Here is a 24,915-nt window from a genome sequence, read left to right as displayed (position 1 = left end):
AATGATAGGCTTTATTATTTTCAAGGTTTTTATTAATCAACTGATTATAAGTAAAATACGTTCAATCAGCGTAATTTACCTTGTCATGGTACGCCTATTGATGAAGCATTTTCGATATAAAATTATACTATCAAAATGATAATGTTCTTTTCAGCATGCTTTATTACCCTATTGCAAACAAGCATGCCTTGTATTTCCATAAAACCCCTGTTAATTTTTCAAACTAATTCATGCATTCACACTTAACAAAACTTTCATTTGCGGGCGCCCTGGTTACCCTCGGAATAATTTTCGGCGATATCGGCACGTCGCCGCTTTACGTTTTTCAAACTTTGCTTGTTGAGGGCGGTAAAGTTGATCCTGCTTTGGTACTGGGTTCTATATCCTGCATATTCTGGACACTTACCCTGCAAACCACTTTTAAATACATCGTTATTACACTACAGGCTGACAACCATGGTGAAGGCGGTATATTTTCGCTGTATGCCCTTGTAAGGCGTTACGGAAAATGGCTGGCCATCCCTGCAATAATCGGAGCCGGTACTTTACTTGCAGACGGCATCATCACGCCACCAATATCGGTAACATCAGCTATTGAAGGCTTAAGTAACGTACCCTCGCTGGCAGCATCTTTTGTGCCTGGCAACAGGCTGATCTTAGGGATAGTGATCGGCATTATGTTGTTGCTATTCTTTTTCCAGCAATTTGGCACCAAGGTGGTGGGTTCGGCATTCGGGCCGGTTATGCTGCTGTGGTTTTTAATGATCGGAGTTTTAGGAGCCATGCAGTTTGCACATAACCCTGCCATTATTAAGGCTCTAAACCCCTATTATGGCATCCACTTATTGATGACGCACCCAAGGGCTATTTACCTTTTAGGAGCCGTTTTTTTATGTACAACAGGAGCCGAGGCTTTATATTCAGACCTTGGGCATTGCGGCCGGAAAAACATCCAGGTGAGCTGGATCTTCGTTAAGATTGCCCTTATTTTAAGTTACCTGGGCCAGGGTGCATGGGTATTAATGCAGCCCGCCGGGAAGAATTTTACGGGTGTAAATCCTTTTTACCAAATAGTGCCCAACCCGCATGTGTTTATGATTCCATGCGTTGCGCTGGCAACTATGGCAACTATTATTGCCAGCCAGGCTTTAATCAGCGGTTCATTTACCCTCATCAGCGAAGCCGTAAGTATGAACTTCTGGCCGCGGATCACCATCAAATATCCGTCGAACATTCGCGGGCAAATATATATTCCAAGCATTAACTGGATCCTTTGCTTTGGTTGTGTGGCAGTGTCTTTATACTTCCAAACCTCTGAAGCCATGACAGCCGCTTACGGGTTTTCCATCACCGTAGCTATGCTGATGACCACCATACTGATGTATTATTTTATGCGCTATGTTAAGCACTGGCCAATATGGCTGGTTACTATTATCCTTTGCGTATTCTTAACCGTCGAATTCTCGTTCTTCGTGGCAAATGCCATAAAACTACTGAAAAGGCTCTTCTTCCTGGTGTTTGAATTTGGCCTGATATTTACCATGTATATCTGGTTTAAGGCACGTAAAATTAACAACCGCTTTTTACATTTTATCGATCTGAAGGAACAGATCCCATTATTGAAGGCTTTGAGTGCCGACAAATCCATCAGCAAATACTCTACCCACCTTATCTATCTTACAAAAGCAAACAACGCTAAACAGATAGAAGAAAAGATCATGTATTCTATTATGAGCCGCAAACCCAAGCGTGCCGATATTTACTGGTTCATCCACATTGAAACCACTAATGAGCCCTATACTATGGAATATAGTGTTGATCAGCTGGAGCCCGGCAAGGTAATCAGGGTTGAGTTCAGGTTAGGGTTCAGGATTCAGCCGAGGGTAAACGTGCTGTTCCGCAAGGTTATTGAAGACATGGTAGCCCGCGGGGAAGTTGATATCACCAGCCACTACGATTCGCTGAGTAAATTTAAGATCAACGCCGATTTCAGGTTTGTAATTATGGAAAAATTCCTGTCTTACAACAATTCGTTCAGCGTTAAGGAAGGTTTTATACTGAACAGTTATTTTGCCATTAAAAAACTGGCGCAATCCGAAGCTAAAGCTTTTGGGCTTGATACCAGTGAAACTTATGTAGAAAAGATCCCGCTGGTGGTAAAGCCGGTAGGCAATATAATTTTGAAAAGGGTACCCGCGGCTTAAGGCTACCCGTTAATTACAGCGGGCACACGAACAATAAAACCCGCTGTAATTAATAAAAAAGCGCCACCGATCAAAGATCAAATGACGCTTTATGTTATATATAGGCCCTTCGCAGGGCAAGTTAGGGCTCGCTTAATTTACGTAGATATCGCCGCTGCCGTTTTTTGATTTGGAAACATTTTTAGGGTTTCCTGAGCAATGGATATCACCCGATCCGTGCAACGCAGCATCAATTTTCTCACTGGCATTTACATAAGCATCGCCTGAGCCTGTAAGGCGGATCATAGTAGTAGCTGTTTCAAGGTTCCTTGCAGTGTAATCACCCGAGCCTACCAGGCTTACGGTAGAGGTGTTAGCACGACCGGCAAGCCGCATGTCGCCCGATCCTGAGATGCTGCTTTCCAGGCTTTTAACATCTATCTTTCCGCTCATATCGCCTGATCCGCTGATTTTTAGCCTTAATGAATTAGTGGTAAGGCCTTCTTTAAAAGAAACATCGCCCGATCCTGTGATGCTCACCGCATTCAGATCTTTCGCAACAACATATACCGCAATTTTTTTATGATTACCAAACCAATTTCCCCAATTCCAGTTGTCGTGTTTGCTATAAACCTTTAAAACGCCGTTATTTACTTCAGTAATAATCCGGTCAATCACATCAGAGGGCGCTTCAACCTTCACCGATTCTGTTGATCCCTGGATAATAAATACGTCAAACGGCCCTGCTACGTTTACCCCGTTAAAGCCTGATAAATGACGGTCCACAATTTCAGCAGAAAGAACTTTTACGTTTGGGTTGGGCTTTGCATAAGTATAACCGGCGCCGGTTAATAGCAAAGCAGCCAGCATGATTTTAGCTATTGATTTCATGATTATTAGTTTTGTTGATTAGACGCAGTTTGCATCACAAGGTTGCATTAAAATTAAATAAAATATCGAACACCTGTAGTGCTTAATAAACAACAAATGTCCGATATTCAATGCCTTTGACGAAAAGGTTAATCAACCAGTACCCCGATATAATAATTAAAGGTATCCACCTCAATATTATCCTTCTTAGCGCCGCTGATTTCAACAGGCTTAAAACGGGTTGAAGGCGTAATAAACTGGTATTCGCCGCCTTTTAGCTTTACCCGCACCGACATATCGAAACCTTTTACATCAGAGATCCAGCGTACATACAGTTTCCCGCCGGTTTCCATAAAGTTTAATATCGGGATGCCCCTGTATTTTAAATACTGGTCAAACACGGGCGAGAGATTTTTACCCGATTGTTCATTGATGTAATTTACCACATCATCGTAAGTAACGGTTTTATGATAAAAGGTTTTGTTGAGCCCGCGTAAAATACTGCGCCACTTTTCATCGTCGTTAATAACGGTGCGGATCATGTTCAGCATGTTGCCGCCTTTATAATACATATCGCCCGACCCCTCTTTGTTCACGTTATAAACGCCAAGGATAGGCGCATCGTTCTGGATGGCGAACCGTGTGCCATGCACATACTCCTGCCCTGCTTGCTTGCCGTAGCGCTGCTCAATAAATAACGATTCAGAATAATTGGTAAAGCTCTCATGGATCCACATGTCGGCAAGGTCTTTTGAGGTAATGTTATTGCCAAACCACTCATGCCCGCTTTCGTGAACTACAATAAAATCCCATTTTAAACCCCAGCCTGTTCCGGAAAGGTCGCGGCCCAGGTAGCCGTTCTGGTAATGATTGCCATACGCGGTCCCGCTTTGGTGTTCCATACCCAGGTGCGGCGCTTCTATCAGTTTATAGCCATCTTCGTAAAAAGGATAAGGGCCAAACCAATGCTCAAAAGCCTTTATCATATCTTTTACATTTTCGCCGAACTGCTTTTTGGCTTTTTCAACATTATAGCTCAATACCCAATAATCTAAACTTAGCTTGCCTTTTTCGCCGGCGTAGCTGTCGCTGATGTGGGAGTATTTGCCGATGTTGGCCTCAATATCATAGTTATTGATAGGATTTGACACAAACCAATCGAACCGGGTATAACCGTTTTTAAGGTCGGTAACCTTGCGCAGGCGGCCGTTTGATGCATCCGTTAATCCTTTAGGCACACTTATGCTGATCAGGGCGCTGTCAACTTCGTCTTCCTGCTGATCTTTATTAGGCCACCAGATGCTGGCACCTATACCCTGGCAGGCTGTTGCTACCCAGGGGTTACCCAATGAATCTTTTGAGAATACAATCCCTCCATCCCATGGTGCGCGTTTGGCAATAGTAGGGTTGCCGGAATAAAATACTGTAAATTCATCTTTACTTCCTTTATTAATAGTAGCGGGGAAAGTTACAAACACCGCATTAAATTCACGGGTAAAAGGCAATTCTTTACCCTTGTAAACTACTTTTTCAACCTTTAAATTAGCAAACAGGTCAAACTGTAGTTCAGTAAAGTCTTCTGTTGCTGTAAATTTAAACAGGTTACTGCCGCTGATGAATTTATTTTCGATGTCAAACTTAACATCCAGGTGGTAATAGTTGATATCATAACAGGTGCGCAGCGGGCTCATGTAGCCGCGCAGGGAGTCGGCCCGGGTAAAGGTTTCTTTCTTTACGCCCAGCTGTGCTTTTGCGCCAAATGAGATTAACCCAAGGACGCAGATAATTAATGATTTGTTCAGTTTCATTTATGTTTAATCAATTTTCAAGTCTTTATAAATCGGCAAAATCGTTTAATAAGCGATGCTGTTTTTACTGTAGTACAGTAATCTTAACGCTTGATTTATTCTGTGTATCATGATAGATCCGGATGGTTGATTTCTGAAAATCCGAATCTTTTGCCTGGTTAATGTCCACAAACTTTTGCGGATTACGGTCGGCCAACGGGAACCATGAGCTTTGCACCTGGATCATAATTCGGTGCCCTTTTCTGAAAGTATGACCAACATCAGGCAGGTTATATTTAACTTCGGTTACCTTACCGGGGGTAAAGGGTTCCGGTTTTTCAAATGAGTTACGGAATTTACCCCTGAAGATCTCGCCGCGAACCAGCATTTCATAGCCGGCCATGGTTACGTTTTTGGGATTAGGGCTTGGATTAGGGTAATTATCCGGAAAAACATCTATCAGCTTAACCACATAATCAGCATCGGTAGTACTTATGGACGAGAACAAATCGGCTACAACCGGGCCCGTTAATGTCATATCGCTGGTTAAAGTATCGGTTTGATAACCCTTAACGTCAGGCCGCCGCTCTGCAAAACGCTGGTCATCCAGCATATATTCTCTTGTACGGCCTCTTTGTACACCATCCTGGTAAGGCACCGGATTATTCGGATCGCTCACATACTCATCAAAGCTTTCAGTTCCTGTTGGCGCCTCGAAAGACAGTTTGCCATCAGCATGAAAGTATAACGTTTTTTCAGTCGAGTTTTCCGGTGGCCATTTGCTGAATTTTTTCCATTCGTTGCTCCCTGTTAAAAATATGGTAGCTTCCGGCAGGTCCATTTCGCCCTCTCCCTTCAGGTAATACTTAAAGAAAGGCAGTTCAACATTTTCACGGAACCACAAGCTGGCTTTTGAGCCAAAATCCTGGTCGCCGAAAAACTGGCCGCCATCGGCTCGCTCCCAGCCACCGTGATACCATGGCCCCATTACCAGCATGTTTTTGTGGCTTTGCGGATTTTGTTTTTCCAGTGCCTCGTACACATGTAAAGCGCCAAAGCAATCTTCAGCATCAAAAAAGCCTCCAACGGTCATGGTTGCCGGGGCGATATTTTTTAAATGCGGGCGAATGTTCATGTCCTGCCAAAAGCTGTCGTAATTTGAATGCGCCATCATATCGTTCCAAAACTTAACCGAATCGCCAAAATAGTATTTCTTATAATTCGGTAATGCACCCAGCTTTAAGTAGAACTTATAATTATCTGTGTATTTATATTTAATAGCCGTTTTAAACTGTGCCGGAGTAATGGGCACAGGGCGGGGTACGCCAAAGCTGGTGATAAATGAAAAAGCATCCATAACGAACAGGGCACCGTTGTGGTGAAAATCATCCCCGATGAACCAATCCGTAACCGGGGCCTGCGGCGAGACGGCTTTAAGTGCAGGATGGGCGTTAGGCAACGAAGCAGTTGAGTAAAACCCCGGATATGAGATGCCTTCAATCCCAACTTTACCATTGTTATTGGGCAAATTTTTTACCAGCCAGTCTATCGTATCATAAGTGTCTGAACTTTCGTCAACCTGCTGTTTGCCTTTTTTGTTGTCAATATTTGGCCGCACATCAATAAAATCACCTTCGCTCATCCACTTTCCGCGAACGTCCTGGTAAACAAAAATAAATCCGTCCTTTTCAAGCAGTGCATTTTGACCTAGCGACTTCCGGTAATTATTTGCACCGTAGGGCGATACCGTATAAGGGGTACGCGTCATTAAAATAGGATATTTTTTTGTTTGGTCCTTAGGCAGATAGATGGATGTAAACAGCTTTTTACCATCACGCATGGTAATATACTTTTCCATTTTGGTATAGTGATCCCTGATGTAGGCGGTGTCGGGAGTTGACTGTGCAAAGGTAACGGTGCACCACAACATAACCCCGGTTAAGAGTAGCAGTTTTTTCATCTTAGTTCGGTCAGTTTAATTAGCTAATTTAAAAAGATAATCAATAATATACCATACATGTTAACAGTGTTACAAAAACAAGGTAAACTATTGTTACAGCAGGATAATATATGGTGACCGATAACAGTACAAAAGACACTTATTAAATTATTTTAATAAGTGTTGTTATTATAAAAAATAATTTATTAAGTTTGTTTTGAATAATGCTTTACACATTTAAAAACGGACTTTACATCAACCTTATGTCGGTAAGGGGAATTATAGTTAAATTGGTTTGAATAAATCCTCGCCCCGGCGGGGATTTTCTTTGTAATGCTTTTTTTAACCTTTACTAACCAAAAAACAAATAAATGGCGCGATTAAATTTACTGGAAGAGACGCGGTACGAGAAGCTGCCGGTAACGGTGTATGCTAACCAGCAGGAAGGCTCGCTGGCGGTAGCGCAGCGGATAGCCGGGCTGATAAAAGACAAGACAGCGAAAGGAGAGCACACGGTGCTGGGCCTGGCAACCGGCGTAACGCCGATACAGGTGTATGCCGAACTGGTGCGGCAGCACCGGGAAGAAGGGCTGAGCTTTAAAAACGTGATCACCTTTAACCTGGACGAATACTACCCCATGCAGCCGGATGCGGCACAGAGCTATGTAACGTTCATGAACGAGAACCTCTTCGCCCACGTAGATATTGATCCGGCCAATGTACATATCCCTGACGGGACGCTGGACCAGGAAGCGGTAGCCGCCTTTTGTTTGGCGTATGAGAAAAAGATCACCGAACTGGGCGGGCTCGACCTGCAGATCCTGGGGATCGGCCGTACGGGACACATCGGTTTTAACGAGCCCGGCTCGGCCCCCAACTCCGGCACCCGGCTGGTAACGCTGGATGACCTGACGCGCAACGATGCCTCCAGGGACTTTGGCGGCAAGCAGAATGTACCCACCAAGGCCATCACCATGGGCATCGGAACGATCTTCAAGGCCCGGGAGATCATCCTGATGGCCTGGAGCCAGAAGAAAGCATCCATCATTAAGAAAGCCGTGGAAGGGGAAATGTCTGGCGATGTGCCGGCTACTTACCTGCAGTTATCGGATAATGTGGAGTTTGTGCTGGATGCCCCGGCAGCAAGCTCGCTTACCCGGTTTGATACCCCATGGCTGGTAAAAGACTGCGTTTGGGAAAACGGGCTGAAAAAGAAAGCCGTGATCTGGCTGGCCGACACGCTGGACAAGCCGATCCTGAAACTGACAGAAGAAGATTATAACAACCATGGCATGGCCCAGCTGGCCGTAGAACAGGGGCCGGTATATAACATCAATATAGACATTTTTAACCAGCTGCAGCACACCATTACCGGCTGGCCGGGCGGCAAGCCTGACTCGGACGACAGCCAGCGCCCCGAACGGGCACAGCCGGCACGCAAACGTTCCATCATCTTCTCGCCCCACCCCGATGATGATGTGATCTCCATGGGCGGCACCTTCATCAGGCTGGTGGACCAGGGGCATGATGTGCATGTGGCCTATCAAACCTCCGGCAATACAGCCGTATGGGATGATGATGTGCTGCGCTTTGTGGAGTTTGCCATTGACTTTAATGAAAGCATTGGCGATGATAGCAGCAAACTAAAAAAAGTGTATGAAGACATGCGTGCCTTTATCCCGACCAAACAACCCAACCAGGTAGATACCAAAGAGATCAGGGATGTAAAAGGCTTTATCCGCAAAACGGAAGCGATCTCGGGGGCAAGATATGCAGGGCTGGAAGATGACCATATCCACTTTATGGCGCTGCCATTCTACGAAACCGGCAAGATCAAGAAGAACACCGCAGGCGAGGCCGATATCCTGCTGACTATGGAACTGTTGCAAAAGGTAAAACCGCAGCAGGTATTTGCAGCAGGCGACTTTGCCGACCCGAACGGCACACACCTGGTGTGCTTTAACATTATTATAGCCGCCCTGAAAAGATTAAGGGAAACCGAGGACTGGGTAAAGGACTGCTGGCTGTGGATGTACCGCGGTGCATGGCTGGAGTTTGAGATCCATGAGATAGAGATGGCTGTACCCTTATCGCCACAGGAGGTGATCCGCAAGCGCAATGCCATCTTTAAGCACCAGAGCCAGAAAGACAGGCCGGTGTTCCCCGGTGATGATGCCAGGGAGTTCTGGGTGAGGGCGGAAGACCGTACCCGTGAAACCGCACATGCTTATGACAAGCTCGGAATGGCTGAATATGAAGCCATGGAAGCTTTTGTAAGATATATGTACTAAATTAAAGCTTGCAAGTGTAAGTTTAAATATTACCTTTGCATCCCTTTCGGGATGTAGCGTAGCCCGGTATCGCGCCACATTTGGGATGTGGAGGCCGCAGGTTCGAATCCTGCCATCCCGACAAAAGCGGTACCACGAAATATTAAAAACCTCTGAATCAAAAGTTCAGAGGTTTTTGTTTTCAGATCCTGCATCATTATTGCGCAACTCACAATCGCGGATAGCTTCACTCAAACAACAATTTAAACTTAAAAATGAAATCGAAATTTTTAACAACAGCCTTTATCGCACTTTATTCAATTACATTAGTCTATGGACAGCAAACTGTAAAGAAAATATTAAAAGACAGCGCGCAAGCTGCTCAACAACAAACTGAGATTTACAAAGCGATATTTAAAGCCGATAGCCAATTGTTTAACGCTTTTAATAATTGCGACAGCACTACCTATAAAAGAGCACTAACAGCCGATTTTGAGTTTTATCATGACCAGGGAGGGTTGCATTACCTGAACGAAGAGCTGCTGTCTTTTAAAGAAATGTGTAACCGCAATTCTCACATTAGAAGGGAATTATTAAAAGAGACTTTAGAAGTTTATAAAATTGGAGAAAACGATGCCCTTGAGATAGGGGTTCATCGCTTTTTTCATACAAACAAAGGTGAAACCGAACATTTAAGCGGCATATATAAATTCATTCAAATTTGGCAAAAGGAAGAAGGAACATGGAAGCTTAAACGGGTTATAAGTTATGGACATGACAAAATGAACAATAATTAGCAGAAACTTGATCTCCGGTGAGAGTATCCCTGCTTTTCAACGCTATTAGCCTTCGTTTTCGTCAAAAATAATCAACCCTAACTATTTGTAACTAAGGCATTCGTTTTGCATCTTAGCAGAATATACCCTGAATTAAAAAATGAAATTAAACTATAAGATTTCTGTTGCGGCGCTGGCTTTGCTTGTTGCTTCGGGCGGGGCATTTGCCCAGGTAAAAAGAAAGCCTGTTCCCTCACCCAAAAACAAACCCGGCACACTTGAACAAAAGCATTTGGTTAACCCTAATGCGGGTGCGTTACCTGTTGATCCGGATGTAATTATTGGCAAATTACCCAACGGCCTAACTTATTATGTCCGCAAAAACACCGAACCTAAAAACCGTGCGGAACTATACCTTGTAAATAAGGTTGGGTCGGTACTGGAAACAGACGACCAGCAGGGACTGGCACACTTTACCGAACACATGGCCTTTAACGGCACCCGTGATTTTCCGAAAAATGACATGGTAAGCTTCCTGCAAAAGTCGGGCATTAAATTTGGCGCCGACCTGAATGCTTATACTTCGTTTGATGAAACCGTTTATCAGTTACCGCTGCCCACCGATAGCGTGGCGGTATTTGAAAAGGGATTTAATATCCTGGCCAACTGGGCTTCGTATGTTACTTTTGACCCCAAGGAGATTGATGCAGAACGCGGAGTGGTACTTGGCGAAAAACTGGCCAACGGAAAGAATGCCCAAGAACGTTTAAGCAACCAAACTTACCCCGTGCTGCTAAATAATTCACGCTACGCGCAGCGCATTCCAATAGGTAAAGAAGAGATCCTGAAGACCTTTAAACCGGAAACCATAAAAAGCTTTTACCATGACTGGTACCGGCCTGACTTGCAGGCTGTAATTGCCGTGGGCGATTTTGACCCGGCACGCGTGGTGGAGCTCATCAAAAGAAATTTCTCTTCATTGCAAAACCCTGCTAACGAAAAGCCACGGACCGTTTATTCGGTGCCACCTACCGCCGGAACTGTAGTTAAAATAGCTACTGACAAGGAGTTTCCGTACACCCTGGCTGAAATTATTGTAAAGCATCCGCAGGCAATAGTGAAAACAGTTGCTGATTTTATGCAGGGGATCCGCGTTCAGTTATTTAACCAGATGTTAAACGACAGGATTAGCGAACTTACCCAAAAACCAACCCCACCGTTTGTTTACGGTCAAAGCAGTTATGCGCCCTTTATTGGCAGGCTTGACGCTTTTACCACCATTGCGGTGGCGAAACCCGGCGGCCTTGAAACGGCCATAAAAGCAGCAGTTGCCGAAACAGAGCGTGTACGTCGCTTTGGTTTTACCTTAACCGAACTGGAAAGAGCAAAACAAAGTGCTTTAATAGGGATTGATAACGCTTACCGCGAAAGAGATAAAACCCGGTCAGTAAATTTTGTTGGCGAATACCAGCAAAACTTTATTACGGGCGATGCTATTCCCGGTCTGTCGTACTCGTACAATTTTTACGTAAATAACATCAACAAGATCAGCCTGGAGCAAATGAATTCTTTGGCCGGAAAATTTGTGAGCGACCAAAACAGAGTGATTATTATTGAGGCCCCGGAGAATGAAAAAGACAAATTACCAAATGAGAAAACCATTTTAGAATGGATTGGATCTGCCGGCAAAAATATAACGCCTTATGTTGACAATACAACCGACAAGCCATTGCTTGCCAAATTGCCAACGCCAGGCAAAATAAGTGATACAAAGGTGGATAGCCTGATAGGCACTACTACCCTAACGCTCAGCAACGGTTTAAAAGTAATATTAAAACCAACTAAGTTTAAAAACGACCAGGTATTGATAAACGGCTATAGTTTTGGTGGCACTTCGCTGGTAAGCGATGATGATTATACTTCGGCAGAACTTGCCGGTGGCATTATAGGAAGCAGCGGCATTGCTGATTTCACACAGATCCAGCTGAACAAGCTTTTAAGCGGTAAAAACGTAAGCGTTTCGCCTTACATCAGTAACATTGCCGAAGGGATAACCGCCGGTACAACGCCAAAGGATTTTGAAACCGCGATGCAACTTATTTACCTGTACTTTACGCAGCCCCGTAAAGATAATGATGTATGGCAGGCAAATATCAGCCAAACCAATGCTTTACTGGCCAATCGTGGTCTTAACCCAGGCAGTGTATTCCAGGATACTGTTACCGCTACGCTGAACAATCATAATTTCAGAGAGATGGTTGTTACGCCGGAAAGGCTTAACAAAGCCACCCTTGATAAAGCATACTCCTTTTACAAAGAGCGTTTTGCTGATGCAAGTTCATTTGTATTTACTTTTGTAGGGAATTTTGATGTGGAGGTACTAAAGCCTTACATAGAAGCGTATCTCGGCAGCTTGCCGTCAACAAACAGCAAAACCACCTACAAAAATTTAAACATCTATCCGCCTGCAGGCCAGATAACCAAAACAGTAAACAAAGGCATAGGCGAAAAAGCCAGTGTTCAGCTGGTTTTCAACGGTGCTTATGAATATAACGCCGCCAACAACATCCAGATAGACGCCCTTGAAGAAATTTTGCAGATCAGGCTGTTAGACAGGCTGCGCGAAAAAGACGGCGGCACTTATGCCCCCGGTGTAAGGGCTAATTATAAAAAGATTCCTAACAGCAGGTATAGCTTTACAGTATCATTTGAGTGTGCCCCTGCTGACGTTGATAAGCTGACCAGCGACGCGCTTGATGAAGTGAATAAATTAAAACAGACGGGGGCTTTACAGGCTGATATTGACAAATTTGTTGCTGAAGAGGCGCGTTCAACACAGGTGCAATTAAAGGAAAATGTATTTTGGGCGGGCTATTTGGGAGCAGCATCGCAAAATGATGACAATCCGGATGAGATATTGCGCCATGTTAGCAGTTTAAGCGACATAACACCGCAAAGCACCAAAGATGCCGCTAACAAATATCTTAATGGCAATAACCTGATAAAATTTATTTTATTGCCTGAAAAAAAGTAAGCCAAAGCAACCAAAAAAGTCATGAATCGTTATTGATGCATGGCTTTTTTTTTAATGCCGACCGTGCCGAAACAGCAAACTCAACAAATTATAACAGCTATATCGCCACATGGTAAACCCTTCCCGAACCGGAAGCAGGGGTATCAGCAAGCTGGCCGAGGTATTTTTTTGATACTGATTTTGGTGCGAAACCTTTATCTATAATAGTTAAAGCAGTTTCGCCTTCGGGCGATTTGCCTGCATTCATCAACTGAAAGGTGTCGCCACCATAGCTAAAATGATTGTCGGCAACCTGAATGCCGGCAAAGTTAAAGGTGGCTTTAAGGTTATTCACAAAAAACCCTGCATCCCGTACCTTTTTACTGATCTGGTCAAAGTTTACCTGCTCGCCGGGCTTAAAGGTTAGCAGGTAAGTATTGCGGATCAGGTCGGTTTTTATCTCACCGATAAAAGGAAGTGATTTCAACGACTTTTCGGCAGCTTTGGCGCATAAGGCGCAGGTAAGGCCGCTCACCTGCAGCTCAGCTTTGGTAAATTGAGCTTTGGCAATTCCTGTGGTAAGTACCAGCAGGATGATAAATATTTTCAGAGTTTTCATATCGATCAAAAACTAAAGATAAAAATTATAAATCATATTGAACAAATCCGAAACGATCCGGGCTTTTGCAAAATAACAAACCCCGCCGGTAAGGGCAGGGCTTGTTACTATTGAATCTTTTATATTCCCGGATTATTGACCGGTTGTTTTAGCCTGGGTTTTCATTTGATCATTGGCAACAATCACAATTTCTACACGACGGTTCTGTGCACGTCCGTCAACTGTATTGTTATCGCCGATAGGCTCAGTTTCGCCTTTACCCTGTACAGTTAATCGTGAACCATTAATGTTATCAGCCGTGATCACTGATTTTACAGCTTCCGCTCTTCTGATAGACAGGTCCATATTATGAGCTGCTGTACCGGTATTATCTGTATGTCCAACAATCAGGATATTTGTTTCAGGATTGTTTTGTAAAGAAGCGGCCAGTTTTTGAAGGTTAGTTTGTGCAACAGCCTTAACGTCTGCTTTGTCTGTATCAAACAAAATTCCGGAACTGAAATTTACAATGATCCCTTCACCTGCCCTGGTAACGGTTGCTCCAGGAACGGTTTGTTTAATTTCAGCAGCTTGTTTATCCATTTTATGACCGATAAGCGCTCCGGCAGTACCGCCTACGGCACCACCAATTATAGCGCCTAATGCGGTATTTCCCGCCGCCTTACCAATAAGCGCACCTACAACACCGCCGCCGCCGGCTCCTATAGCTGCGCCTTTTTGAGTTTTTGTTAATGAATTACAGCCCGCGCCTAACATGCCGGCCATTGCTAAAGCTATACTATAAGTAGCTAATTTAGTTTTTAAAGTTTTCATGGTTTAAATATATACATGGCGTTTTACAAAGCAAATGCCAAAAAGAGAAAGTGAGCTAAATTATACATTTATTTCTCCAGGATATATTTTTATCACAATTGAGAAATATTTTTAATCAAAATAGCATTATGCATTAGGAAATTAAGCATAACACGCCCGATATTTGCTACAGTTTTAATAAACAAAAATAAATAAAAAGGCCCCGTTTAACAGGGCCTTTCGATTATAATAATATTTTAACAAGCAATTAGATGCCTTTATCGTCATTTGGCAGGCTGGCTATGCGGTAAGCAGTATTACCATCAGGGCCTGTCACTTTTTCGTAATAAATATTGTTAGGAGACACGTAATATTTCTTCCCGTTCAAGGTTACTTTACGGCAGTCATCAGGCAATTGATTCACTACGTCGCCAACCTGCGGTGCGGTAACTGCTGCATTAGGATCGGTAACTTCATCACCGGTATTTAAAACACCATCTTTGCCTGCTACTACATATATCTTTTTGCCTTTATCATCAGCACTTTCTTTGTAGTAAACCCCGTCAAGCTCATAATACTGCACGCCATCAATTTTTATAGGCTGGGCATCATCCGGCAGGCTTGGAACACCCGCACCAACCGGTGGTTCAGTAACCTGGTAACCACCGTTATCATACGGGCTGTAAAATACGCCGCCATAATAGTAATAAAGCGATGAGCCCCAATAAAAAGGATAGTAACCAAAAGGCAAAACACCCAAGTAAAAGCCAAGATGGGGGTACCCGTAATAGCCTAACCCTGTACGGTAAAATGCCCCGCCGTGGTAACCCGTTGAGCCACCCAGGTAATTGCCGGTACGGCCCCTGTAGCCCACAACAGCAGCATTATTGCTTCGTGTGCTTAACATACTGCCACGATCGTTTAAACCGGTTGCCGGGCGTGATATACCAAAACCACTGCTGCGAAAGCCTCCGCCTCCCCCGCCGCTCATCCTTACACCGCCTCCACCCCCGTGGGTTGCACCACGTTGTGCGCTTGCCGAAGCAACCACAACCACAGAAAGCATCCCTGTTAAAAACAAACCGGATGCATATTTATATAAGCTTTTCATATTTTAATTTATTAACAGAATTTTCTTGTTTTAAGTATCTCGCTCTTCTAAAATAAATTGTTCTTTATTTAGACTTAAAAACAGGCAATGGTTTAATCAGCTAATCAAAATTATTTATAAGAAAATCAAATTCCTAATTGACCGGTTTTAATTTTATTTTAAGGCGTGAATGTTATGGCATCAGGCGCAAAAATCAGCTTAAATGTAGTCCCTATGCCCTTTTCAGACTGCACTTCTATCCGAATATGATGGAACCCTGCAATTGATTTAACAATGGGCAGGCCAAGACCGAAACTGTCTTGCTGGAGCGACTGCCGGAATTTTTTAAACCTGTTAAAAATATAAGGAATGTCTTCCGGACTTATACCAATTCCCGTATCAACAACACTCACCGTAAAAGCATTGTTTTCACGGGCGGCAATTACTTTTATTCCCCCATTTGTCTTATTATACTTTATCGCATTGTTAATGAGGTTAAATAACAGGTTAAATAACAGAAATTTATTTACGTTAACCAGGGACCAGTCGGCCGGTATATCTGCTTCGTAGCTGATATTTTTATCCTGCAACCTTATAGAGATTTCGTCATAAACGTCCTGAAGTAATACAGCCAGCGAAATTTTATCTTCCTTCAAAAACTGTTCATTTTCAATTTGAGAGATCAATAACAGTGTTTTGGTGATGCTTTTTAAACGGTTAAGTATTTTTTGCATTTCCAGCAGCCGCGTCTTAAGCTCATCAACAATATCCTCGCGCTCAAACATGTTCTCAATTTTTGATTGCAGGATAGAGATCGGCGTCATCAGTTCATGCGAAGCATTCGAAATAAATTCACGCTCCTTCTGGAAAGTGCTTTCAATGGTTTCTATCATTTTATGGATACTTATATCCAGATATTGAAAATCGGAAGTGGTTGTTTTTACCTCTTTAAAGGAGCCAAAATTTGGAAATTTATGCCCTACCAGCTTTGTTTTAATAATTAAGCCAAGCGGCCTGAGCACATAATTTGAATAAACCTGGTCGGCCAATATGGTCAATAATATCATGGCCACCAAAACCCTGAAAGCAAGGCTTTGCAATGGCCGGGTAGTTTCTTTAATGGCATCAACACTAATAGCAATTTCAAGCAGGTATTTCTTATTGTCGGCTCTGAAATTATGGCTCAGGATGCGGTATTCAATAGTGTCGCCCTGTAGTATCCTCTTTTCGTTTTTTATAGTATCAATATAGCCCGGTAACGAATCTACATCCAAACTAACGTAATCTTCCTTAAGCGGGGTGTAATAGCTGGCATCGCTCTCGCCATTCTGGATGTAGGTTTTTATGCCCTGATTCTCAACTATCTTCAGTAGCTTGTCCTTTTGCTTTCGAAGCTTGCTGTCTGTATATGTTTGGTTAATATTTTTGATCAGGGCAGGTAAAAGCAGCACAAAAATAGTTACAATAACCAGTTTTGATATGGTATTAAAAAGCGTAAGTTTAGTTTGTAGCTTCATTTACCGGTGCAAGATGTAACAAGTCTGGAACAAGCTGTAAGGATTCAAGATGCATGATCTGCTAAATATCAGTTTAAAATCACTGACTCTTTTATCTCGATTCCTGGCTCTGTTCCTTATCAACTGCTTATTTTTATTTTATAACCCAGCCCGCGCACAGTTTCAAGCCAATCGGGCGATGCAAAGGCATTTAATTTTTTTCGGATATTTTTAATGTGCGCGTCAATATAGTTAGAGTCGTAATCATCGTTTATAATACTGCCCCAGATATGCTCGCTAAGCTGCGAACGTGTAAGCGTACGATTTTTGTGCAAAATTAAATACGCAATAAGGTCGAATTCCTTTTTTGTTATTGTATTTACCTCGGCAGCATGGTAAGAAATAATACGGTCAGTTAAATTAATCACAAAGCCGCCCAGGTCAACCAGGTTTTGGTTTAGCCCAAAGCGTCTGCGGGTTATGGCCTGCATGCGGCTGTGGAGTTCTAATAAAGAAAATGGTTTGGGTAGGTAGTCATCAGCGCCCAGATCAAGCCCCTTGATCCGGTCAAAAACTTCGGCCCTTGCGGTTAGTATAATACAGATAGCTTCCGGGTTACTTTTCTTTGCTTCTTTAAGCAAATCCAGGCCGTCGTAGTCAGGTAAACCCAGGTCAATCAAAATAAAATCATAAAGATTAACCCCAATTTTTTCAGAACCGGATCTTCCGTCAAAGCACACCTCGCAGATGTAATTATAATTGGTCAGAAAGATCTCCAATTCATTTGCAAGGGCCTTTTCGTCTTCAATTATCAGAACATTCATACTTGTTTAAAAAAATAGGTAATAAAATGTGAGGTTAAAAAAAACCTCGTGCCGGTTCTTTAATTCGCCTTCCACATTTACGGGGATTGAATATTTCCAGGAAGCCTCTAATGTATAGTGCGGCCTGTTGTATGCAATGGGCAGCTTCACGCTGTAATTTAGGGCATTGAAACGCCCGTTGTTATACGGCTTTTCCGGCGATCCTTCTAACGGCTCGGATACATCATATAATAGAAAACGGTTAGGATGATCTCTCGAGAATTTTTGAACAAAGTTTTGTGTGCCGAAAATGGCACTTATGGTTGGATTGAACGAGAGGTAATCTTTATCGTCAAAAACACTCCAACTGGTTTCAATATATTTTGAAGTGTTAATCGTTAAAAAAAAGTCGCTTGATTTACCAAAGAGGTAATCGGCAGTGACACTTGATTTTGCTATTTTCCAGTCGAAACTATTTTTAAAATTGATATCATTTGATGACGCCGATTTAATTATGTCCGCAGCGGCTTTAGCAAACAGGAATCTTGAATAACTTATGGTACCTGAAACATTTTTACTGTACTTGTAGAAAAATCCGGTACCCAGATCAAGTTCATCAACCAGCGGATTATAACCCAATACCTTTACTGCCGAACCGTAAACGAAAAAACCTGATTTGGCATTGTACACAAAATCGGTACTCATAAACGGGTATTTTATAGGGCCAGTGCGTCCAAAAAACAAAGCGTCGCTGCCGTAATTCACCCCTATAGAAACAGATCGCTTCCTGATTACCGTATCTGTATCCCTGGTAGTAAGGTGTTTGCCCCCTTTGTAAATTAACGGCTTAAGCGCCGCCGCATTTAAGGCAGTACCGGTTACAAGCAGAAGTAATACAAAGTAGTATTTCATTTATAAGTTAGTGTGTAGGTTGAGTTTAATTGCCATTTCTGCGGGGTATTTCCGGCGGTCTTTCCAAGCCTTCAGGCCTCCTTACCCGTTTCGGCTTTACTTTTGATTTTGCAGGGTCGTCGCCCGGTTCAATTTTTTCCGGTTTGGGCTGCTTTTTAGCTTTTGCTACTTCTTTGATTTTCTTTTTATCTTCCAGCTCCTGTTTTCTTTGTTTTGTAGTAGTAGTATCTGTTATTGTAGCTTTATTCAGAGACAAACTTATCTCCAATTTATTACAAACAAAATCAAAATAGCTATTTTTTATTTTAGCAGACGATAAACGGGGCGCAAATAACAATAACAGGACAATATACGCAAACCGCTTTATCATTGAAGAGGAGAAAATGTTAAAATTCTTTTCAAATAGGTATTCAATTAAACTTAACCATTTAACTATTAATGTCCCTTAGGCCACCAAAAAATGGCATTATGCACTGCGAAATCTAAACTGATCGGAATTTATATAATTGAGGTTTATTTCAATAGTATTAAAGGTGTTAAATGTACACCTGCACGAGCTAAATTAAGCTTTTATTTATTCAAATTAAATTAAAGAATAAAAAATCAATTGATGGTTATATTTTTTGAAGTATAAACACGGTTAAGGTCATCAATAATCACGGCAGCCATTTGGTTTAGTTGATTGATAAGATATAAACCGGCATTAATGCCAATTGCCAAAACAGGTGTAGCCATTGCATCGGCCAGTTCGGCTGTGGTACTTAAAATGCTTACGCTTTTTATTTTACTAACAGGGAAACCCTTTTTAGCATTGAAAGTATTTGAAAGCTTTTTGTTGATTACAACTGCATACTTTTCGGCATTTACCGATGTCGCCACAGCCATATTGCTGATAGTTACATTTGCAAAAGGTTGTGTTTCCTGTGAAGGATCAGCTGTTGCTATCGTCCAGGGCTCGTTGTCAGGCTGGTTTCCCCAGGTAAGTAAATCGCCACCGGCATTAATAACGCCGCTGCTAACACCGTGTAACTGCAAAATGTATTTAGCCCTGTCGGCAGCGTAGCCCTTGCTGTTCGATGCAAAGCTCAACCGCATCCCGGTTTCTTGTAAAAAAACAGTTTGAGCCGTTGCATTTAGTTCAACACTCTTGTAGTTCACTTTATTAACTGAGGTTTTAACACCCGCGTTAATTTGACCTGCATCTGATTTTGCTTCTTCTCTGTCAGCGGCATAATAAGTAATGTCGAAAGCGCCGTGGGTAAGCGCCGAGATTTGCAGCGAGCGGTCAATCAGCCTGAAAATTTCCGCGTTTGCTTTTACCGGCTTAACCCCGGCATTGCGGTTTATCTCATTAATACAGCTATCGTCGCCAAAAGCGCTTAACAGCTTTTCAACCCGCATAATTTCGGCTATCGCATCATTAAACCGATTTTCGGCCCACGACGGATTATCGCCAACCACACTGATTTCAAACTGGTTACCCATTAAACGTACGGAACGCCTGAAAACGATTGAGTTATTATTATGAGATAATGTTTTTATTGCCAACATACGCTTACAATTTAAAAGCATTTAAAAATTCATAGCTAAACCCGGTTTTAACTGCTTAATTTAAAGCAGATAGTGCAGAATTTTGCTAATGTTTAAATGCTAAAGTAGCGGGGCTTTATGAAAATAAGATGAAAACGTATTTTTCATAAATGCAAAAGCCGCTTTACGCGGCCTTTTTACAATTCGGTTATAATTTAAAGACGGAGCCTATTTAAGCAATTGTTCCTTCTTTAAGTTTCTCGGCATTCTCTGCAAATTGCAGGGCTTCCATAATGTCCTGTAAATCGCCGTTCATTACGCCAACCAGGTTGTATATGGTTAAGCCTATGCGGTGCTCGGTTAAGCGGCCCTGCGGATAGTTGTAGGTACGCACTTTTGCAGAACGGTCGCCGGTTGATACCATTGTTTTACGTTTTTTGGAAGTGATCTCCAGGTGCTTTTGAAGCTCCATTTCGTAAACACGTGAGCGCAACACCTGTAAGGCTTTATCGTAGTTTTTTAATTGCGATTTCTGATCCTGGCACTGTGCTACAATACCGCTTGGAATATGCGTTAACCTAACGGCAGAGTAAGTGGTATTTACTGATTGCCCGCCCGGTCCTGATGCGCAGAACAGATCCTTACGGATGTCGCTTACCTGCAAATCAATATCAAACTCATCTACTTCGGGCAGTACCACAACGGTTGCTGCTGAAGTATGCACGCGGCCCTGTGTTTCCGTATCGGGCACACGTTGCACGCGGTGAACGCCCGACTCGTATTTTAAATTACCGTAAGCGTCTTCGGCATTAACATTAAATACAATTTCTTTATACCCGCCAGAAGTTCCCTCGGTGTAATCAACCAGTTCAGTTTTCCAGCCACGCTTTTCGCAATAGCGCATATACATACGGTAAAGGTCACCGGCAAATAGAGCGGCTTCGTCGCCACCGGTACCGCCACGGATCTCAACGATCGCATTTTTTGAATCTTCAGGGTCTTTAGGGATCAGCATCAGGCGAATGGCTTCTTCCATTTCGTCCTGTTTAGTCAGCAACTCATCAAGTTCCATTTTAGCCATCTCGCGGAATTCTTCGTCCTTTTCGGTGGCTAAAATCTCTTTGTTGCTGTCAATATTACTCATGATATTGCGATAGATGTTGTATTGATCAACAATCTTGGCAAGATCTTTATACTCTTTATTCAGCTGGGCAAAACGCTTCATATCAGCCATGGCATCAGGGCTGCTCAGTTCTGCTTCTACATCTTTCCAGCGTTGAAATATCGCTTCTAATTTCTCTAACATAATTTTGACCGCTTATTTTATTGACTGCGGTAATTTGCTGTTCTTTACTATAATTGGTTCTAGCAAGCCGCTGATCTTCATCCACGGCTCCTTTATTAACCTCATAAAACTTAGTTTAAAAAGCCCACAAAAGTACGCAATTTTGGGCAATATTAGTTCATCGCCGTGTAAACAAAGAATACGGAGTTTTAGCTTCGTTTTTTGCCCGTTAGGCTTTGATTTAGCTAATATGATTATTGATTACGCTTTATTTACTACGCGCCGTCATGTAATCAAGCGTTAAGTTACACAAGGCTTTTACACCCAGGGTAAAGCCGCTTTCGTCAATAAAAAAGTCGGGCGTATGGTGTGCGGGTGCTTTTACAGGATCGCCGCCTCTTGGCAATCCTCCCAGGTGAATAAAAATTCCAGGGGCCTTTTGCTCATAAAAACTAAAATCCTCGGCACCTGTTTCCGCGTTACGAAGCACAATATTCTCTTTTCCGGCAGTCGCCTGCAAAGTGGGCAGCATTTGTGCTACCAGGGCAGGGTCATTATAAGTTATGGGGTAATGGTGTTCGTAAGGAATGGTTACTTCGGCAGTGGCACCCATAGCCTCAGCAGTTTTAGTGGCTATTGTTCTAACCCTTTCAATAACCATCTTTTCATCATCATCATTTAAAGTGCGGATGGTTCCCAGCATAGTGACAGTTTCCGGGATGATATTTGACCGGTTACCTCCATTAATAGCGCCAATAGTTACTACCGCGCCATTACGCGTTACTTGCAAATTGCGGCTAACAATGGTTTGAAGGGCATTGATGATCTGCGCCGATGTTACAATAGGGTCAACGCTCGACCAGGGATAAGCACCGTGTGCCTGTTTGCCGGTTACTACAATCTTCATTGGGTTTACCGCTGCCATATCCCCGCCGGGGCGGTAAGATATCGTACCTGCAGGCTGGTACGACTGGATGTGCAAACCAAATACCGCATCCACATGCGGGTTTTCCATTACACCTTGCCTCACCATTTCTTCGGCGCCCCCTTTTTCGCCGGCTGGCAATCCTTCTTCGGCAGGCTGAAAAATAAATTTAACCGTTCCATGCAGGTCTTTTTTCATTGAAGTTAAGATCTGCGCAGTTGCCATCAGGATAGACATATGCGAATCGTGCCCGCAGGCGTGCATTACGCCAACTTCCTGCCCGTTATACATGGTTTTTACTTTTGATGCGAAAGGCACTGGCGTACGCTCGGTCACTGGCAGTGCATCCATATCGGCCCGCAGCGCCACCACAGGTCCCGGTTTTCCGCCGCGTAATATGGCCACAACGCCCGTGGTTGCCACTCCCGTTTTAACCTCAAGCCCAAGCGACTGCAGGTATTTGGCTATAATGCCCGAGGTGCGAACCTCGTGATTACCCAATTCAGGGTGTTCGTGAAAATCGCGGCGCCAGGCAATAATCTGGTCTTGAAGGGCATCGGCTTTTTTGCTGACATCTTCCTTAACTGATTTTGTTTGCGCAAATGCGGGTATTGAGGCAACGAGAAGGATAAACAAGTATAATTTTTTCATAGGGCTGATTTTCCCCTAATATAAAAAAAGGATGGCTTATTTAAAAACCATCCTTTTTTGAACCTTGATTTTTACAAATCAAGAAAATCGCTATAATCCATTAATCCCGGTCTATAATACCGTCTTTATCTTCAACTCATTCATCTGCGCGTCGGCAATGGTTGATGGGGTATCTATCATCACGTCGCGTCCTGAGTTATTTTTAGGGAACGCAATCACATCACGGATAGAATCCAATCCGGCAAAAATTGAGCAGAGCCTGTCGAATCCGAATGCAATACCACCATGCGGAGGTGCACCGTATTCAAAGGCATCCATCAAAAAGCCGAATTGTTTTTGTGCTTCTTCCGGTGAAAAGCCTAAATGCTTAAACATTAACGATTGTAGCGCCCGGTCATGGATCCTGATTGAACCGCCACCTATTTCGGTACCGTTAATTACCAAATCATAAGCATTTGCCCTAACATCGCCCGGTGCAGTATCCAGCATGGCAATATCTTCCGGTTTCGGCGATGTGAAAGGGTGGTGCATGGCATGGTAACGGCCACTTTCTTCGTCCCACTCCAATAAAGGAAAGTCGAGCACCCAAAGGGCAGCAAAAGTATTTTTATCGCGCAAACCTAAACGGGTACCCATTTCCAGGCGCAGCTCGTTCAATTGCTTGCGTACTTTATCTGTTTGTCCGGCCAATACTAATATTAAATCACCAGGCTCAGCGCTGAAAGCAGCGGCCCAGTTGGTTAGTTCATCTTCATTATAAAACTTATCAACAGATGATTTTAAAGTACCGTCGGTATTATAACGGCAATAAATCATACCGGTAACGCCAATTTGCGGGCGTTTTAACCATTCGGTCAGTTCATCAATTTGTTTACGGGTATAATCAGCACAACCTTTGGCGTTGATGCCCACAACCAATTCGGCATTATCAAAAATGCTGAACCCTTTGCCTTTAACCACATCATTCAGCTCCACAAACTCCATCCCGAAACGAATATCCGGTTTATCAGAACCGTATAAACGCATGGCATCAGCATACTGCATCCTTGGGATGGCAGGCAGGTTAATACCTTTTACTGTTTTAAACAGGTGATGGGTTAAGCCTTCAAATATGTTTAAGATATCTTCCTGGGTAATGAAAGCCATTTCGCAGTCGATCTGTGTAAACTCAGGCTGACGATCAGCACGTAAATCCTCATCCCTGAAACATTTTACGATCTGGAAATAACGGTCAAAACCGCTTACCATCAGTAATTGCTTAAATGTTTGGGGCGATTGTGGTAAAGCGTAAAACTCACCCGGGTTCATGCGGCTTGGCACCACAAAGTCACGCGCACCTTCAGGGGTTGATTTGATCAATACAGGGGTTTCCACCTCGATAAAATCACGTCCATCCAAATATTTCCGAACTTCCTGTGCCATTTTATGGCGCAGCATCAGGTTATTGCGAATTGGGTTACGGCGCAGATCCAGGTAGCGGTATTTTGCACGCAGCTCTTCGCCACCGTCGGTTTCATCCTCAATCATGAAAGGCGGAATTTTAGCCGGGTTCAGGATCTCTATCTCAGTTACGCCGATTTCAATATCGCCGGTGGCCATTTTTGCGTTTTTGCTGGTACGCTCAAGCACCTTGCCAGTAACCCGGATCACAAACTCACGACCAAGGCTCCTGCTTAATTCGCGCAAAGAATCATCACTATCGGTATTAAAAACCAATTGGGTTAATCCATAACGGTCGCGAACATCAATAAATGTTGTTCCGCCAAGGTCGCGTGATTTTTGGACCCAACCGCATAAAGTTACCGTTTCACCTAAGTGACTGATATTTAATTCGCCGCAAGTATGTGTTCTTAACATGATTGTGTTTTAAAAAGTCTGCAAAAGTACTGTTTTGAGGTGAAAGGTGAAAGGATAAAGGTGAAAGGCGCTGAATTGCCTGAACGATGATTTACTTGATTCTTGGATTGAAGGACT

18 protein-coding genes and 1 tRNA gene are annotated in these 24,915 nt (G+C 43.2%); 5 read left to right on the top strand and 14 right to left on the bottom strand.

Annotation, left to right across the window (positions count from 1 at the left end; translation table 11 throughout):
* Window positions 1-230: 230 nt before the first annotated feature.
* Window positions 231-2,204, top strand: a complete 1,974-nt coding sequence (locus MuYL_RS03340) for a KUP/HAK/KT family potassium transporter (RefSeq protein WP_094569179.1) — start codon at window positions 231-233, stop codon at window positions 2,202-2,204.
* A 132-nt stretch (window positions 2,205-2,336) separates the two neighbouring features.
* On the opposite strand, the gene MuYL_RS03335 is transcribed toward MuYL_RS03340, so the two are convergent.
* From MuYL_RS03335 to MuYL_RS03325, 3 genes are all read right to left on the bottom strand, one after another.
* Window positions 2,337-3,074 (bottom strand): head GIN domain-containing protein, encoded by a 738-nt coding sequence (locus MuYL_RS03335; RefSeq protein WP_094569178.1) that lies wholly within the window; start codon window positions 3,072-3,074, stop codon window positions 2,337-2,339.
* Window positions 3,075-3,202: 128 nt separating this feature from the next.
* Complete coding sequence (locus tag MuYL_RS03330; RefSeq protein ID WP_094569177.1) at window positions 3,203-4,861, bottom strand: M1 family metallopeptidase; 1,659 nt, start codon at window positions 4,859-4,861, stop codon at window positions 3,203-3,205.
* A 64-nt stretch (window positions 4,862-4,925) separates the two neighbouring features.
* Window positions 4,926-6,800 (bottom strand): CocE/NonD family hydrolase, encoded by a 1,875-nt coding sequence (locus MuYL_RS03325; protein WP_094569176.1) that lies wholly within the window; start codon window positions 6,798-6,800, stop codon window positions 4,926-4,928.
* 350 nt (window positions 6,801-7,150) lie between these two features.
* Between MuYL_RS03325 and nagB the strand changes: the two genes are divergently transcribed.
* The 4 genes from nagB to MuYL_RS03305 all read left to right on the top strand — a co-directional run bounded on the left by nagB (window position 7,151) and on the right by MuYL_RS03305 (window position 12,859).
* Window positions 7,151-9,070: a glucosamine-6-phosphate deaminase gene (gene nagB / locus MuYL_RS03320; RefSeq protein WP_094569175.1), complete on the top strand. Its 1,920-nt coding sequence runs from the start codon at window positions 7,151-7,153 to the stop codon at window positions 9,068-9,070.
* 47 nt (window positions 9,071-9,117) lie between these two features.
* A tRNA-Pro gene (locus MuYL_RS03315) sits at window positions 9,118-9,191 on the top strand.
* 133 nt (window positions 9,192-9,324) lie between these two features.
* Window positions 9,325-9,846, top strand: a complete 522-nt coding sequence (locus MuYL_RS03310) for a nuclear transport factor 2 family protein (RefSeq protein WP_094569174.1) — start codon at window positions 9,325-9,327, stop codon at window positions 9,844-9,846.
* Window positions 9,847-9,985: 139 nt separating this feature from the next.
* On the top strand, window positions 9,986-12,859 hold the full coding sequence (locus tag MuYL_RS03305) for a M16 family metallopeptidase (protein WP_094569173.1): 2,874 nt from the start codon (window positions 9,986-9,988) through the stop codon (window positions 12,857-12,859).
* Window positions 12,860-12,956: 97 nt separating this feature from the next.
* Here MuYL_RS03305 and MuYL_RS03300 read toward each other — a convergent pair whose 3' ends face one another.
* The 11 genes from MuYL_RS03300 to aspS all read right to left on the bottom strand — a co-directional run bounded on the left by MuYL_RS03300 (window position 12,957) and on the right by aspS (window position 24,798).
* The gene (locus MuYL_RS03300; RefSeq protein ID WP_094569172.1) at window positions 12,957-13,457 is read right to left on the bottom strand and encodes a heavy-metal-associated domain-containing protein; all 501 of its coding nucleotides are present in this window, start codon (window positions 13,455-13,457) and stop codon (window positions 12,957-12,959) included.
* Window positions 13,458-13,589: 132 nt separating this feature from the next.
* On the bottom strand, window positions 13,590-14,270 hold the full coding sequence (locus tag MuYL_RS03295) for an OmpA family protein (RefSeq protein ID WP_094569171.1): 681 nt from the start codon (window positions 14,268-14,270) through the stop codon (window positions 13,590-13,592).
* Between the two features lie 247 nt (window positions 14,271-14,517).
* Window positions 14,518-15,360 (bottom strand): DUF6515 family protein, encoded by an 843-nt coding sequence (locus tag MuYL_RS03290; protein ID WP_094569170.1) that lies wholly within the window; start codon window positions 15,358-15,360, stop codon window positions 14,518-14,520.
* A 158-nt stretch (window positions 15,361-15,518) separates the two neighbouring features.
* The gene (locus MuYL_RS03285) at window positions 15,519-16,856 is read right to left on the bottom strand and encodes a sensor histidine kinase (RefSeq protein WP_094569169.1); all 1,338 of its coding nucleotides are present in this window, start codon (window positions 16,854-16,856) and stop codon (window positions 15,519-15,521) included.
* A 119-nt stretch (window positions 16,857-16,975) separates the two neighbouring features.
* Window positions 16,976-17,659 (bottom strand): response regulator transcription factor, encoded by a 684-nt coding sequence (locus tag MuYL_RS03280; RefSeq protein WP_094569168.1) that lies wholly within the window; start codon window positions 17,657-17,659, stop codon window positions 16,976-16,978.
* 6 nt (window positions 17,660-17,665) lie between these two features.
* Window positions 17,666-18,550, bottom strand: a complete 885-nt coding sequence (locus MuYL_RS03275) for a hypothetical protein (protein WP_094569167.1) — start codon at window positions 18,548-18,550, stop codon at window positions 17,666-17,668.
* A 25-nt stretch (window positions 18,551-18,575) separates the two neighbouring features.
* Window positions 18,576-18,920 (bottom strand): hypothetical protein, encoded by a 345-nt coding sequence (locus tag MuYL_RS03270; RefSeq protein ID WP_094569166.1) that lies wholly within the window; start codon window positions 18,918-18,920, stop codon window positions 18,576-18,578.
* Between the two features lie 233 nt (window positions 18,921-19,153).
* Window positions 19,154-20,101, bottom strand: a complete 948-nt coding sequence (locus MuYL_RS03265) for an FAD:protein FMN transferase (RefSeq protein ID WP_094569165.1) — start codon at window positions 20,099-20,101, stop codon at window positions 19,154-19,156.
* A gap of 211 nt (window positions 20,102-20,312) precedes the next feature.
* Entirely contained in the window at window positions 20,313-21,386 is a 1,074-nt protein-coding gene (gene prfA / locus MuYL_RS03260) for a peptide chain release factor 1 (RefSeq protein WP_094569164.1), read from the bottom strand.
* Between the two features lie 247 nt (window positions 21,387-21,633).
* Entirely contained in the window at window positions 21,634-22,941 is a 1,308-nt protein-coding gene (locus tag MuYL_RS03255) for an amidohydrolase (protein ID WP_094569163.1), read from the bottom strand.
* A 111-nt stretch (window positions 22,942-23,052) separates the two neighbouring features.
* Entirely contained in the window at window positions 23,053-24,798 is a 1,746-nt protein-coding gene (aspS, locus tag MuYL_RS03250) for an aspartate--tRNA ligase (RefSeq protein WP_094569162.1), read from the bottom strand.
* Window positions 24,799-24,915 lie beyond the last annotated feature (117 nt).

Source organism: Mucilaginibacter xinganensis (genome assembly GCF_002257585.1).
GTDB classification, from domain to species: Bacteria; Bacteroidota; Bacteroidia; order Sphingobacteriales; family Sphingobacteriaceae; genus Mucilaginibacter; species Mucilaginibacter xinganensis.
Note: the sequence above shows the minus strand (reverse complement) of the source record. Positions and strands in the feature narration are given on the sequence as shown.